The sequence below is a fragment of the Shewanella sp. VB17 genome, assembly GCF_013248905.1.
Lineage (GTDB): Bacteria > Pseudomonadota > Gammaproteobacteria > Enterobacterales > Shewanellaceae > Shewanella.
The window spans coordinates 3,265,331-3,280,639 of the sequence record NZ_JABRVS010000001.1 but is presented as its reverse complement, the minus strand read 5'-3'; the positions used below and the strand labels follow the sequence as shown (position 1 = coordinate 3,280,639).

Annotated in this window: 13 protein-coding genes; 10 read left to right on the top strand and 3 right to left on the bottom strand. The window is 40.1% G+C overall.

The genetic code is table 11. From position 1 onward, the window contains the following. Positions 1-142 precede the first annotated feature (142 nt). From HQQ94_RS14090 to HQQ94_RS14060, 7 genes are all read left to right on the top strand, one after another. On the top strand, positions 143-772 hold the full coding sequence (locus tag HQQ94_RS14090) for an acyl-homoserine-lactone synthase (RefSeq protein WP_173295010.1): 630 nt from the start codon (positions 143-145) through the stop codon (positions 770-772). Positions 773-868: 96 nt separating this feature from the next. Next, positions 869-2,137 (top strand): methyl-accepting chemotaxis protein, encoded by a 1,269-nt coding sequence (locus tag HQQ94_RS14085; protein WP_173295009.1) that lies wholly within the window; start codon positions 869-871, stop codon positions 2,135-2,137. 181 nt (positions 2,138-2,318) lie between these two features. Next, the gene (locus tag HQQ94_RS14080; protein ID WP_173295008.1) at positions 2,319-4,505 is read left to right on the top strand and encodes an OsmC domain/YcaO domain-containing protein; all 2,187 of its coding nucleotides are present in this window, start codon (positions 2,319-2,321) and stop codon (positions 4,503-4,505) included. Positions 4,506-4,557: 52 nt separating this feature from the next. Beyond that, positions 4,558-5,004, top strand: a complete 447-nt coding sequence (locus HQQ94_RS14075; protein ID WP_173295007.1) for a GNAT family N-acetyltransferase — start codon at positions 4,558-4,560, stop codon at positions 5,002-5,004. A 150-nt stretch (positions 5,005-5,154) separates the two neighbouring features. Continuing rightward, entirely contained in the window at positions 5,155-5,508 is a 354-nt protein-coding gene (locus HQQ94_RS14070; protein WP_173295006.1) for a nitrilase-related carbon-nitrogen hydrolase, read from the top strand. Between the two features lie 134 nt (positions 5,509-5,642). After that, positions 5,643-6,062 (top strand): GNAT family N-acetyltransferase, encoded by a 420-nt coding sequence (locus HQQ94_RS14065; RefSeq protein WP_173295005.1) that lies wholly within the window; start codon positions 5,643-5,645, stop codon positions 6,060-6,062. A gap of 101 nt (positions 6,063-6,163) precedes the next feature. After that, positions 6,164-6,643 (top strand): GNAT family N-acetyltransferase, encoded by a 480-nt coding sequence (locus tag HQQ94_RS14060; RefSeq protein WP_173295004.1) that lies wholly within the window; start codon positions 6,164-6,166, stop codon positions 6,641-6,643. Positions 6,644-6,754: 111 nt separating this feature from the next. Here the strand turns inward: HQQ94_RS14060 and HQQ94_RS14055 are convergent, their stop codons facing one another. From HQQ94_RS14055 to HQQ94_RS14045, 3 genes are all read right to left on the bottom strand, one after another. Continuing rightward, complete coding sequence (locus tag HQQ94_RS14055; RefSeq protein ID WP_173295003.1) at positions 6,755-7,954, bottom strand: leucine-rich repeat domain-containing protein; 1,200 nt, start codon at positions 7,952-7,954, stop codon at positions 6,755-6,757. A 279-nt stretch (positions 7,955-8,233) separates the two neighbouring features. Then, positions 8,234-9,757 carry a metallophosphoesterase gene (locus HQQ94_RS14050; protein ID WP_173295002.1) on the bottom strand — a complete coding sequence of 508 codons (1,524 nt, stop codon included), beginning with the start codon at positions 9,755-9,757 and terminating at the stop codon, positions 8,234-8,236. Between the two features lie 467 nt (positions 9,758-10,224). Continuing rightward, entirely contained in the window at positions 10,225-11,574 is a 1,350-nt protein-coding gene (locus HQQ94_RS14045) for a DASS family sodium-coupled anion symporter (RefSeq protein ID WP_173295001.1), read from the bottom strand. Positions 11,575-11,879: 305 nt separating this feature from the next. Between HQQ94_RS14045 and HQQ94_RS14040 the strand changes: the two genes are divergently transcribed. The 3 genes from HQQ94_RS14040 to yfcC all read left to right on the top strand — a co-directional run bounded on the left by HQQ94_RS14040 (position 11,880) and on the right by yfcC (position 15,227). Beyond that, positions 11,880-12,071 carry a DUF997 family protein gene (locus tag HQQ94_RS14040; protein WP_173295000.1) on the top strand — a complete coding sequence of 64 codons (192 nt, stop codon included), beginning with the start codon at positions 11,880-11,882 and terminating at the stop codon, positions 12,069-12,071. After that, positions 12,064-13,506, top strand: coding sequence for a sodium/pantothenate symporter (gene panF, locus HQQ94_RS14035; protein ID WP_173294999.1), 1,443 nt, complete (start codon positions 12,064-12,066; stop codon positions 13,504-13,506). Before HQQ94_RS14040 ends, panF begins: the two co-directional genes overlap by 8 nt. A 242-nt stretch (positions 13,507-13,748) precedes the next feature. Then, positions 13,749-15,227: a putative basic amino acid antiporter YfcC gene (gene yfcC, locus HQQ94_RS14030; protein ID WP_217274186.1), complete on the top strand. Its 1,479-nt coding sequence runs from the start codon at positions 13,749-13,751 to the stop codon at positions 15,225-15,227. The last annotated feature ends 82 nt before the right edge of the window (positions 15,228-15,309 follow it).

Genomic DNA, 15,309 nt, shown 5'->3' with positions numbered 1-15,309 from the left:
ATGAGCTTACTACGTACCCAAACCATGTTCTTTTTTACAGAATTAAAGACTGATTTTTAAGTTGATTTTGATGGATAAGTTTTTAGTCATCTTATAAATAAGCTATTGTCAGCAATTAACATTTCTAGAGTGAATAGACTAAGTGACCATTGAGTGTGTATCAGTATTAAATAGCCATTTATTTGATGATAATTTGCTAACAGGGCAACATCAACTGCGTTATAAAGCTTTAATCATGAGGCAAAACTGGCAATTGAAAACCATGGGAGATCTTGAGTTCGATCAGTATGATAATCCGGCCACTGTTTATTTTGTATATCGTAAAGGTAAGCAGGTGTGTGGTGTGGCGAGATTATATCCTACTGTTTATCCGTATATGCTAGAGGATATATTTCCTAACTTGGTGACAAAGGAAAGCTTACCTAAAAGTGCCTCAACATGGGAAGGCAGTCGGCTTTGTGTTGATAAAGACCTAACACCGAGTGAGAGGCAAACAGTCTGCCAAGAGCTGGTACTTGGTTATCTGGAGTATGGCCTTGCTCATGGTATTAATAGTATCGTGGGAGTCATGCTGCCAGTATATTGGAAAAGTGTATTCATTAATAATGGGTGTCAGCTTGCTTGGTTGGGTGAGGTAATGAAAGATGATGAAGGGAAAAAAATTAGAGCAGCACGATTAGTGATAAATCACGATACGTTAAGCGCCGTCAGAGAAAGAACAGGGATAAGCGAACCCGTTTTGTCTTATGGAAAAATTAGTGATACGAAATGAGTGCTGATGATCAGATAATTCAGCTAGACTACTTAAATATTCATTATTTTTAACTGATAAGTATCGAACAACATCGATTATTTGGAGCGTTAATTTATGTTTTTTAACTCATTTATGTCTAAGTATAAAGTAGATCAAACTGTGGAGTTAGCTCAAGCAGAGACAAAAAATAAAATAGAAGAAATTGAGCAAAATAAAGCATTGGCATTGATGAGTTTACTTAATTCAGTTACCGATATTATTAATCAGTCAAATAACATTAATGACTGTATATCTTTAGCGCTACAATATATATGTCATTATGCAGATTGGCCTATTGGACATGCTTATATCGTTAATATTGAAGATGATGTATTGACAGCTAGATCGTGTCATTGCTGGTTTACCTCTTCTTCTATCGATGTTAATAATATAGCAGAATTCAAAAAAATATCAGAAAATACACAATTTGTTAAAGGTAAAGGATTAATCGGTCAGGTTATAGAATCTAAAGATAGCTTAACAGTGAAAGATGTGACGGTATTACCAGGTTTTATTCGGGCGGTACCCGCTAAAAAAAATAATGTGCATGGTTGTTTTGCATTTCCAGTATTAGATAGACACGATGGTGAAGTGCGCGCTATTTTTGAGTTTTTTAACAATGAAAAAAATAATATAAATAATATGGTGCTTAAAGTAACAGATTTTGTAGGTAAAGAAATCAGTCATGCATTTTATCATTTCGATAATATTATTGAAAAAGAAAAATTAGCAAAAACATTTGAACTGGAAGTGAAGGGAGCTGTTATGAAAATAATGAGTTCTTTAACTAATATGTCAGAATCTTGTACACAATTAAAGTCAGATATTTCTAATATTGAGTTAGAATGTCGAAGAACAAAAAATGAAATTGATGAGTCATTATCTAAATTAAATTCAGCTAATGAAGATTCTGAACGTTTAAAGACATCAACTCAAGAGATTCAGACAGTAGCAACAAATATTAGCAATATAGCAACACATACTAATTTATTAGCATTAAATGCGGCTATTGAAGCGGCGAGAGCAGGTGAAAATGGGCGTGGCTTTGCTGTTGTTGCAGATGAAGTGAAAAGCTTATCTTCACAAACTTCTAATTCGACCAAAGAAGTCTTCAATATGGCTGAAAATATCAATACTGTTTCTACTAATATTGAAACTAAAATTCTTCAATCAAATAATGCATTGCAAGAAGTGCATGCAGGTTCATTAAAAATAGAAAAAGCAGTAAAAAAACAACGTGAAAAAACCGATCTGGTAGAAATGACAACAAGGCAGTTAGCTGAAGAGGCTCAAATGTTAGAAAAACAAGTTGATTTCTTCTTAGCCAAAATAACGAAAAGTTAGCGTATCAGCCATAAACATATGATCAATTGGTAAGCCTTAGCTTTACTCTCATGCTAACGCTAAAAACTTAAGTATAGAGGGTGCACTTAAGCGTTGAACGTGGCAGACTACCGCGATAAAATACGTTTACTCCCCTATCAAGACAACTCATTTGATAGCGCACGACTCTGGACTTAATGCAATGGAAATCAAAGTTAATTTTCTCGATAATCTTAGACTGGAAGCCAAGTTTGATGATTTTACGGTCACTGCTGATCAGCCTATTCGCTACAAAGGTGATGGCTCAGCCCCCAGCCCTTTTGATTACTTCTTAGCATCGTCCGCTCTTTGTGCGGCCTATTTTATCAAGGTATATTGTAAAGCCCGAGATATTTCAACAGATAACATCAGGCTGTCACAAAACAATATTATTGATCCTGAAGATCGCTATAACCAAATTTTCCAAATTCAGGTAGAACTGCCTGAGGATATTTCAGAGAAAGATCGCACCGGGATCTTGCGTTCAATCGATCGCTGTACGGTGAAAAAGGTCGTTCAAACCGGCCCCGAGTTTAACATTGAAACGGTTGTAAATCTCGATGCAGATGCTAATACTCTGCTGATGGGGCAAGGTGCTGATGCTGAAAGTACCTATATTCTGGGGAAAGATCTGCCACTTGAAACAACCATTTCGAACATGACTGACATGTTAGCCTCCCTGGGCATGAAAATAGAAATATCATCATGGCGCAACATCGTGCCCAATGTGTGGTCGTTGCACATCCGTGACGCGGCATCGCCTATGTGTTTCACCAATGGTAAAGGTGCCAGTAAAGAGAGCGCACTGTGTTCGGCTTTAGGTGAGTTTATTGAGCGGCTAAACTGTAATTTTTTCTATAATGATCAATTTTTTGGTACAGAGCTCGCCAACAGTGAGTTTGTGCATTACGCCAATGAAAAATGGTTTCAGTTAACAGAAGATGATGCCCTGCCAGCTGGCATGTTAGATGAATATTGTGTCGATATTTATAATCCAGATGGTGAGCTGTGCGGTTCAAACTTGATTGATACCAATTCCGGTCGTGCTGATCGTGGTATTTGTACGATCCCTTATGTTCGTCGCTCTGACGGCGAAACCGTGTATTTCCCCTCTAATTTAATCGAAAATTTATTTTTGAGTAATGGCATGAGTGCGGGGAATAATTTGCCTGAGGCCCAAGTACAATGCTTATCAGAAATTTTTGAGCGCGCCGTTAAAAAGCAAATTATTGCACAAGAAATTGTCTTACCAGACGTACCGATGAACGTACTAGAAAAGTATCCTGAAATTTTGGCCGGCATTCATGGCTTGGAAGCGCAAGGCTTTCCTGTGGTAGTGAAAGATGCCTCGCTAGGTGGTCAATTCCCCGTCATGTGTGTCACGCTGATGAATCCAAAAACGGGTGGGGTGTTCGCTTCTTTTGGTGCCCATCCAAGCTTTGAAGTGGCGTTAGAGCGTAGTTTGACTGAGCTGTTACAAGGTCGCAGCTTTGAAGGGTTAAACGATGTGCCTAAACCGACCTTTAATAGCATGACTGTCACAGAGCCTGAAAATTTTGTTGAACATTTTATTGATTCTACTGGGGTTATTTCTTGGCGCTTTTTTAGTAGCGATCATGATTATGACTTTTGTGAGTGGGATTTCTCTGGCAGTAATCAGGAAGAGTCTAGCCGTTTATTTGGTATTTTAGAAACATTGGGCAAAGAAGTGTATGTGGCCGAATTTAATGAATTAGGGGCTGCTGTGTGTCGCATTTTAGTGCCTGATTATTCTGAAGTGTATCCTGTTGATGATCTTATTTGGGACAACACCAATAAAGCCCTCGATTATCGTGAAGATATTTTAAATTTACATGGATTAAAAGACGATGAACTCGTCGGTTTAGCTGCTCGTTTAGAAGAGAGTCAGTTAGATAATTACACCGATATTCCCACGCTCATTGGCATTGTGTTTGATGAAAACACCGTGTGGGGACAGTTAACCATTATTGAACTGAAAATTCTGATTTATCTGGCTTTAGGTGAACATGAAGACGCCATTGAGCTTGTTGGCGAATTCTTACAATACAACGACAATACAGTTGAACGGGGTTTATTCTATCAAGCGGTCCATGCCGTGCTTGAGGTGAGCTTAGATGAAGCGCTAGCCATTGAACATTTTACCCATAACTTCAATAGAATGTTTGGCAAAGAGATCATGGATAATGTGGTTGGCTCTGTCACGGGGGAGATCAAGTTCTTCGGCCTGACGAAAACTAGCATGCAGCTAGAAGGCATAGAGCCACACCTAAGATTGATTGAAAGTTATAAAAAACTACACCAAGCGCGTCAAGCTAGCGTATCGCGTTAGTTTTTCTGCTATTTTTTGAGCGTTACCGTAAAAGGAAGTAAGGTATAAAGTCATGGAATACATTGAGTGTGCGCCGAGTCTAGTCCCTATGGCGCTATTGCTGGAAGCAGACCCTTGTGAAGACACTATTCGAAATTACTTGAGCGACTCATGGTGTTTTGTTGCGATTGAGGCCGACACGATTGTTGGCGCATCAATCGTTAAACCAGTCACTGATGATGAGGTAGAGCTGTTTAATATCGCTGTTTTACCTCAATTTCAAGGTCAGAGTATTGGCTCTACGCTATTGGCGTTTACCTTGTCACAGTTAAAGTTAAAAGGTGCACAGCGTGTTGTATTGGGTACTGGTAGCTTTGGCTATCAACTGACATTTTATCAGCGTGCGGGTTTTAGAGTGGACTCGGTGATTAAAAATCATTTTTTGACACATTATGCAAAGCCCATTTATGAAAACGGCATACAACACCAAGATATGCTGAGGTTGTATGTCAATATTTGAGCACAGGTTAATCAATGTGGCCGTGGTATTTCATCGTTTTAAGGTCGTGATAAAGTGCGTTATTAAGTCTACAAATCATGGCTTAATTAACCCTTTTTTATCGCTATCAGCTGGAGCTTATTAATGAATGTGGACACACAAGGATGTTAGATGAATGCCATTTGTGCCGATACCAATCACCCAGAACACGTAAAATATTGCGCTAATATCGGTGCAGGGGTTTATACTGCGGGAGTCATGATCACCGAAGGGGGGTATGAAGCTTATACGGCCGCTATGAAAAATTATGCTCAAGAATATAATATGCTGGTTACCATGGCCAATCATAATCAAGCAACCGGTGAGTACCTACCTGTGGGAAAAAGTGCCATTTGGTCAAATACAGGGTTACTTGCAGTGGCCAATGAAACTCAACATGCACTGGTTATTGCTGAAAAGTCGGCCGATGGCTGGTCTGGTTTGGTTTGGTTGTTGAAATATAAATGTGCTAGATACAAGAGTTGAGCATCAACGAATGACTGATAAGTTTACGGTTTTATTTAAAACCATGCCATAAATTCATTCTGGTTTAACTATCGATTTAATGCTTATTTGCAAATGAGTGATGTAACAAAGCGTTAAGGTAAAAGGTACTGACAATGAATTTAGGAAAGTATATTACGACGTTAGAATCCCCATCTGTGCAGGCATTTTTAAATTTGAGGAATAAAGTCGGCTGGGGAGAAGCAGATGTTGAAATGGCCAAAATGAGCTTGAAAAATTCCTTATTTCACGTCGTTATCCGCGATAAATCCCAAGTTATCGGAATGGCTCGGGTGGTTGGTGATGGTTTCATGTATTTCTATGTTCAAGATGTCATTGTTGATCCTGATTATCAAAAACAAGGTATTGGTAATGGGTTAATGTTTGAAATAGAAAAATATTTATCTGTCGTTGCAAAGAAAGGTGCAACGGTGGCTCTTCTCGCTGCAAAGGGAAAAGAAGAATTTTATGCTCGCTTTGGATATACAGAAAGGCCAAATGATTCATTAGGTAATGGGATGTGTAAATTCATCTAGAATTGGCGTTATTCAGTGAGCTAACCTGAGTTGATTCATCATGCTAACGAAAATATGTTATCTTGCCCGTTAATCGATGTAAGAGTTAACAAGGAGTATCAATGTCTATTGTAGTAAGGGAAGCTAATCACGCGGATGCGAGTTTAATTCTAGGGTTCATTAAAGAATTAGCAAAATACGAAAAAGCTGAACACGAAGTGATCGCAACTCAATTATCCATTGAAGATTCAATTTTTTGCAAAGATTCTTCGACTAAAGCGATAATTTGTGAAAAAAAGGGGGTAGCGATTGGTTTTGCTGTGTACTTTTTTAATTATTCAACTTGGTTAGGTAAGCGGGGTCTGTACCTTGAAGACTTGTATATCTCTCATACTGAGCGAGGTAGCGGAGCGGGGAAAAAACTGCTTAAACATTTGGCGAATATTGCAGTGAGTGAAGGTTGTGGCCGATTTGAATGGTGTGTGCTTGATTGGAACGAACCCGCAATCCAGTTCTATCAATCCATTGGTGCCAAGCCACAAGATGAATGGGTGGGTTACCGCTTATCCGGAAAAGCGCTTGAGGAGTTTGCCAATACCTAAATAACAGTACTTCAAAATACTCAATTCTGTATTTTTAGGAGCTTGGTATAAATGTATCTGCCCGCAAGGGATATTTGCAGGCAGAATATTGCACTTATGACCAATTTAGCGTTATTTTATGCAGTTTGATGATGCTGCAACCACAGTTTCTCCTAGTTTTTCAATGAGTAACTCAATATCCGCACAGGCTATGTTATTGTTATCTTGTAGATTAATTATCCTAGCCTGAGTCAACCCAGATAGCACTGAGATGTCAGTTATTTTATTCTCAGCTAAATCAAGGCTGGTTAACTTAACCAATGACGCTAGTGGGCTTATATCAGAAATCAAATTATTAGCCAGCTCTAGTGAAGTTAACGCGGTGAAATTTGCTAATACACCCAGTTTTAAATAGTGGGGTTCACCTTGTGTAGCAGTTCTGAGGTTATCGCTTAATGATAAGGAGGTTAACGAGGTTAAACTGTATAGCCCAGAAATATCGAAAATATAATTATCTGCTAATGAGAGATGAGTTAATTTTGTCAGATTGTTTATTGTAGGAATCTGCTGTTTGCTAAGCATATTAGTGCTGAGGTCAAGTGTGTTTAATGATGTTAAATTAAACAATGCTGAAACATCTCCGATTCGATTATGATCAAGGTAAAGCCTTTCTAAGGCCACCTTGTTACTAAGCGGGCTAATATCGATAATATGGTTGTTAGCTAAACGTAAGGTGATTAGGCTGGTTAAATCGGCAAGGTTGGCAATATTTGGGACATTAATGGAACTTAACGGAGGTGAAATATCATCTATCCCATCAGACTCTTGAAGGTGACTATTATTTGACAAATCTAAAAATGTTAATGCATTCAGGTTGGATAAGTCAGGTAAGGTTTTGATGTTATTATTAGCGACGCTCAGGCTTTGCAATTTTAAGAGCCCAGCGACAGCGGATAAATCTGTGATGTGATTACCATTTAATACTAGATCATCTAAGGCGCTAAGCTGTGCTAGACCTGATAAGTCGGTTATGTTTTTACTTATGCAGCTGAGTGACGTTATTTGACTGACTCGCGTCAATTTCTGCTTGGTCGCAACATCAATAATACAATTTTTTAAGTTATCATCGACAAAATGAATATCCTTGAGCAAAATTGGTTCAATAGGCGGATTAACTTGCGGTGCAGTTTGAGGTTCAATAGGCGGATTAACTTGCGGTGCAGTTTGAGGGTTAACGGCGGGAGTGTCTGAACTATTATTGTTACTGCCACCACAGCCATTGAGGAATAATACAGCTGTCAACAGACTGATAATCGATGATATTTTAAACATGTTACAGATCCTTGTATTTTTGTTATTTTTCAGCGCGCATCATATAGATTATCAAGCTTTAAATCTATTTTTTTACATAATTTCAACTCCATTTACGATCATGGTGTTACTTTATAGCCAGTTTAGTATTCGCAAGCGTTTTTATGTAAAGCTAGCTCGTCATTATCCTGATACTTGATTGATCACGATAATGACTAGCTGGGGCCTGTATTGAGATAACTGTTCTGTCTTTGCTCGCTATGATGTGTCATTACAGCTTTTTGTTTTTATATGCAGATACTACTGATCTTGGTGTCTAGGCATTGAGTCCTTAGCATAGGACAATGCATTAGCAGGATAACGAACATGACTGACCCCCCATGTTTGTGTATTGCCTTGATGAGTATTATACAGTGCAATCGTGTTGCCATTGGCGTAGCCATCGACTTGATAGCGACTATCATCTTCTGCTTGTATGTAGCGTACCCAATCCATATCAGTATGTTTTTTAATATATTTAAATCGTTGATCACTATCATTATCACGGCATTGCTCTAGCGTAATTGCAGCACCTTGATAATTACCAGCATAAGTCCAGCAAAGATCCCAATCTAACTTAGAATGAATTTGGTGGGTATTGGCAGACCAGAACCACAGAGATCTCTGATCAGTAATATTACAGTTTCCTTGTACAAGTCGAGTACCGGTTTGGGGGATTAACTCATTGTATGTAATGCATCGATTGGTAGAATAATTGGTAAAATTATAGTAATGAACACCTTTGGTCGCGATGTTTTTGCCATTCCATGATGTGTATTCAGTTTTATAGTTGGGCTCTTGGTAAGCTGAGATCCCTGGATACCAAAGTCTATCTGTTTGTAAATTTAAATTTTGGGTGCCTTTATATTTTGTTGTACCATTATTGTGTTTGAGTTCGACTTCAATAGCAGGTCCGCTTTGGTTACGGAATTTAATATCTGTGTATTGGCCAAGTGGTTTTTGATCTGCTCGTAATGTCGGTGCAGTGACTTGAGGAATGCGTCGCCCATTAGGTAAGGACACAAAGGTTTCACCTCCCCAAGAGTGGGTGTGACCTGTGAGCAATAGAACGATGTTATATTCTTGAATTAAATTTAAAAACCGATTTCTATCTGCTAATTTCCAATCGTTATGATTAGCAGGCATATGGAACATTAAGACCACTTTTTTCTGGCTATTACCGACGTTCAAATCGAGATCGTTTTGTAGAAAATCCAGCTGATTTGAATTCTTTACATCTCCAAAAACAGTCGGGTTTTCTGATGAAAAAACGCCGGTACCAAGAGCAACAAAATGAATGTCATTCACATTCCAAGAATATAAAGCCCCTGTGCGACGATAGCTCTGTCTTGAGTATTGACGGTTTCGGTCAATAAATTTAATAATATCTTTTGGTGCTGATGCACCGCCAGTTGTTTCATCGTGATTTCCTATTGTTTCATAGGCTTTGTTTGTCACACCATAGTATTTAATTATGTCCTTCCAAAAACGAAACTCCCATCCTGTGATGCTTGTATCATGAGCGGTTTGTGTCATATCTCCACCCACGAGCAGACCCAAAATAGGATTTGGGCTGTTTTGGCTAACCCTGAGTTCACTGATCACACCTGATAGTTTGTCTAATGTTGGATCGTTGATATCGGATCTTTTAGTATAAAACTGGGGATCTGCTGTAAATAACAAACGTGTCATTGGTGTCGATTTTACTGTATTGGCGAGAACATGAGTAGAGGTAAGGGAGGATGTGGTGACAACAAGAAGCAGTGCTAAACGTGTTAGTTTCATGAGAATCCTTCGTTATGCAATATACGCATTATTATTTTATATTTATAACAGTTATTTACATGTAATGTAATTGATGCTATTGCTGAATGCACTTGATAGTTTGTGACAATTAGTAACCTGATGTGGTTGTTCAGTGCTTATCAAAGTAGCCAGTACGCTAATTAATTCAGCTTCATTGTTATGCTGAGTGGATTGCGGTGACAACGGCATCGTCTATTTAGCGATCATCTAAAATAGACAGACGTTTGTTAGAAGGTTAAGTGTGTTGGGGGGAGTTAAGGGGATCATCGTTCGCTAAATATCAGAATTTGGATTAAGTGAAAATGAAGCAATAATGCAAACAAGTATTTGAAAATATAAAAATTAAAATAGATGAAACTTGATATTAATCATCGCTATTTACACTCGTCTTAACATCCCAAATAAGAGTGCCGAAATGCAGTGAGTGCATCTCGGCGGGAGAGGGGCTATGAAAATGCGGTCACCGATAAATACACGGTAAAAATACCAATAATATTCAATATCATCCCAGCTCTCAGCATCTGACTCTGTTTAACTTCCCCGGTGGCATAAGCCAGTGCATTAGGCGGAGTTGCCACTGGTAACATAAAGGCGCAGGTTGCTGCGACGCCGACGCCGACGCCAAAGACCAGTGAATAGGTAATGGCGGGATTAAATTGGTCCGCAAGGGCTATCATGATGGGGATTAAAATCGCTGCAGAACCAGTATTTGACGCCAACTCGGTTAAAAAAATCATGAAAGCGATACAGGATAATATCAGTAACCATGAAGGTGCGTGCTCTAAGCCTGCAAGCAAATTTTCAGCCATCCATACCGAAGTGCCTGTTTCTTTTAACACCATGGACAAACACAAACCACCTCCAAAGAGTAATAAAATACCCCAATCAATTTTATGTTCTAATTCTTTCCAGCTAATTAACTTTAATGCTGGAGCGGCGGCTGTTATTAGCAATGCTATCAGGCGATCAAAACTGTCAACCTGTAAAAAATCACCAATAGGTTTAGCAAACACCCAACAAATAACAGTAAACAAAAACAAAGCAATGGAGCCTTTTGCTTCAGGTGTCCATTGCATCGGTTCTTTAGCTGATAAATGCACCACTTGCGCCTCTTTTTCTGGGCGGATCACTACCCATAATGCAAATAAAACGGCTGGGAACATAAGAATAGTGGCGGGTAAACCCACTTTTAACCAAGTGAAAAAATCAATATTTAGCGCAGCGGCTGCAATACCATTAGGGGGGGAGCCAACGATGGTTGCTAAGCCGCCGATATTGGCAGCATAGGCTGTACCTAAAATAACAAACGCTCGCATGCGAATGTATTTTTTCTCAATAAGACCAATCGCAATTGGCAACATCATCGCCGTGGTAGAGGTGTTGCTCATCCACATGGACAGTAAGGACACCACGGCGAGAAATAAAATCACTGTTAGCCATAAGTTGCCATTAGTGAACTGAGTAACAGAAGAAGCGAGCCAGCGATCAATACCGTGTTTATTCAACAGCGCTGCCAAGGTAAAGCCGCCCATGAACAGATAAATAATACTGGCAGAGAAGTTACTCATGCCAATTTTCAATGTCAGCACATGAGATAACGCGGCGACAACAGGGACTAAAATAGCAGAAACGGATAATGGAATAATTTCCGTCATCCAGAGTCCTGCAAATACTAACAGCATGAATATGCCAAGCTGAGTGTCAGCTTCTTCGACGAGCATGCTACCCACAAAATAACTGGTGATTGACCAGAGTAAAATTAAGATTAGTTTTAAGGGGAGTGAAAGATTATTCATATTTTTATTCCGTTAACGTTTAAATAACGACATCGAATTTATTGTTCATTACTTTAATATTTCCAGCCACCAAAGCCAATAAAAAGCTTAACACTGATCTAAAAGAGATTAAAAGTAGTCATTCAATTTCATGTTTTTGTGCGAAATGAAACCACATTGGCTGACATTATTATTGATTTATCCTTTAAATTAGAGCATGAAGTCTTGAGTAATATATTATTGTCAAAATAAGATAACTGCTAGCTTAATTATCATGTTTGGGGATAGAATCTGCTATCTATTTTGACTTTTTCTTCGGGCTGATTATGTCTTCACTGCCTAAAACTGCACTGATATTGACCTTAGGTTATTTTATATTATGGTGCGCAGGCCCATTATTGATTGATGATACTTGGATTTATATGGGATTACCTGTTTGGTTTTGGTTTTCGTGTATTTTTGCGCCAATGCTATTGATTTGTTTACTTATCGTTTTGGTGGGACTAAAACATGATTAACTTAGTTCCAGTGCTTATCTATTTGCTCTTAAGCCTCATGATCACCCGATGGTGGAGTCAGCGACAAGATGCCAGTACTTTGCACCAAGATAAAGCGAAGCGTTTTTTTATTGGAGGCTCGTTTTTAAATGGACCTTTATTAGCACTGACATTGGTGGCCACTTACACCAGTGCTAGCTCTTTTATTGGCGGCCCAGGGGCTGCGTATAAAATGGGTCTAGGTTGGGTGTGGTTAGCCTTAATTCAAGTTCCCGTTGCCATATTAACCTTAGGGGTATTAGGGCCCAAGCTTTTAAAAATTAAACAGCAACAGCACACAACACTTATCGAGTGGCTTGACAGTCGATATCAGCATATTTGGTTGAGTCGTCTGGCCATTGTGAGTTTAGTCATCGGGTTCATTGCCATAATAGCGGTGCAGTTTATTGGCGGAGCCCGCTTGTTTTCTGGTGTGAGCGGCTTGAGTTATGAGCTAGGGTTAGGGTTGTTTGTCATCACAGTACTGGCTTATACCCTAACGGGTGGGTTTAGAGCGGTGGTGATGACTGATGCACTGCAAGGCGTAGTGATGTTGGCTGGGCTAATACTCTTGTTTGGCACCATATTATCTCAAGGAACATTAAGTGACTTGATGGCGAAAGCCAGTGTCTCTTCTCCTGAAATATTGAGCCCTCATGGTGTGAATAATTACCTTGGCTGGCCTATGATGTTGTCATTTTGGATATTGATTTGTTTTGGTACCATGGGCTTACCTCATACCTTAGTGCGCTTATTTGCGGTTAAAGACCGTCATTCACTGAAACGTGGCATGGTATGGGGAACGGTGATTTGTTTCCTGATGACCTTATTACCGCATTTGTGTGGTGTTCTGGGCCGTGCGCTTTATCCTGAATTAACCATACCTGATGACATTATGCCCAAGTTGATTTCTGGTTTGTTTAGTCCATTTTGGGCAGGGGTGTTACTTGCAGCTCCCATAGCAGCAGTGATGTCGTCGGTGGACTCCATGTTATTGCAATCGGCGGTGAGCCTTGTTCGTGATGGTGCGGTAAAATTATACCCTAGCTTAAATGCATCGCAACAGATCAGGTTAACCCGCGTGGCGATGTTGCTGATCACCGTCGTGGCAACTTATTGGGCCATGAAGCCGCCAGAGATGATTGTGTGGATCAATTTGGCAGCATTTGGTGCGTTGCAGGCAGTATTTCTATGGCCGATTATAGCGGGGGTGTTTTGGCCTAATATTAAAGGACATAGCGCCTTTTTAGCCATGTTCTCTGGATTAATCAGTTATCTTGGCTTACAACTAAATGCGCCGCTCATGTGGCATGTCCATCCTATCGTGCCGGCTTTAGCCTTGTCATTATTGGTGATGTTATTGTCGCATGTGATTGTGATACAAATGAATAGCAAGGTGCTTAATTCTTTAGAATAGTGAATGATAATTTTAATGTATGTCATGATTGTTATTCGATTTTTTTAATATTGAGGCATTTACTTGTGTGTATTTTGATGCGAGTGTGTAACTCAAAATAGAATTAGTTTATATTTGTGCCATATAATAATTATAATGGTGCCAATATGCATACTCAAACCTCTTCAACTGATGATGTGTCGTCAGTCATATCATCTGAGCCGTTATTAAATGAGACGACCACTCAGCCCAAAACTTGGCAAATGCCAGACACCCTAGTGATCATCTTTTTTGTTGCTTTAGCGGCAGCATTGCTAACCTATATTATTCCAACAGGCTCCTTTCAAACTCAGGAAGTGAGCTACCTTACCGAGGGTATTGAAAAAAGCCGCAGTGTTATTGATCCTAGCTCGTTTGCCTATGCGCTTGATGATAAAGGTGAGCCCCAATTGGCTCCGGTTGGGTTGTTTGAGGGGAATGGTGGTGCAGGTTTCTTTAATTTTGCGTTTGAGGGGCTAGTATCTGGCTCTAAATGGGGCAGTGCGATTGGGGTGATCATGTTTATGCTGGTGATCGGCGGATCATTTGGTGTGGTCATGGCAACGGGAACCATAGACAATGGGATCTTAAAACTGATTGATAAAACTCGGGGTAATGAAGCGCTATTTATTCCAGTGATCTTTGTGCTTTTTTCACTCGGTGGTGCTGTTTTTGGCATGGGGGAAGAGGCGATCGCCTTTGCCATTATAATCTGCCCTTTGATGATACGGCTCGGTTATGACGGGATCACGACTGTGATGGTCACCTATGTGGCCACCCAGATAGGTTTTGCCAGCTCCTGGATGAACCCTTTCAGTGTGGCCATTGCTCAAAGTATTGCGGATGTTCCTGTACTGTCAGGCTCAGGTGTTCGGGTGGTGATGTGGGGTGGATTTACCCTGATGGCGCTTGCTTTTACCCTGCGTTACGCTAATAAGGTGAAGCGAGATCCTGAGTATTCGTTTAGCTATCACAGTGATGCCCATTTTCGAGAGAGTCAAAGTAAAGCCAGCCTAGATTGCCGCTTTAATCTCGGTGATATTCTCGTGTTAATGACGATTGTGGCGACGCTAGTGTGGGTGATTTGGGGGGTGGTATCCCAAGCTTGGTTTATCCCTGAAATCGCGAGTCAGTTTTTTACCATGGGGATTGTGATTGGTATCATCGGGGTGGTATTTAAACTCAATGCGATGAAAATCAATGATATTGCTATTAGTTTTAAGCAAGGCGCTGCAACCATGTTAGAGCCTTGTATTTTAGTCGGCTGCGCCGCGGGGATCCTGATTTTATTGGGTAATGGCGGCCCCAGTGAGCCTAGCGTACTCAATACTATTCTTAACAGTGCCGGCAATCTAATCGGCCAGCTACCTGATGCTTTGTCAGCTTGGTTTATGCTGATATTTCAAACCGTGTTTAACTTCTTTGTGACCTCAGGTTCGGGACAAGCCGCATTAACGATGCCGTTAATGGCACCACTTGCTGATCTTGTTGGCGTGACCCGGCAGGTGTCTGTATTGGCATTTCAACTCGGAGATGGTTTTAGTAATGCTTTGGTGCCCACATCGGCCTCATTGATGGCCACCTTAGGCGTGTGCCGTGTGGACTGGGGCGATTGGCTCAAGTTTATCTGGCGATTTATGCTGGCACTATTTGTGCTCTCGAGTGTGGTTGTGGTGGGGGCGCATTATTTGGGGTTTAGTTGATAAAGTAGGCAATAAAACGGCATCATGGATGCCGTTTTACTTTAGTACGATATGAAAATTATCAACAGTATCTTATTGTCAT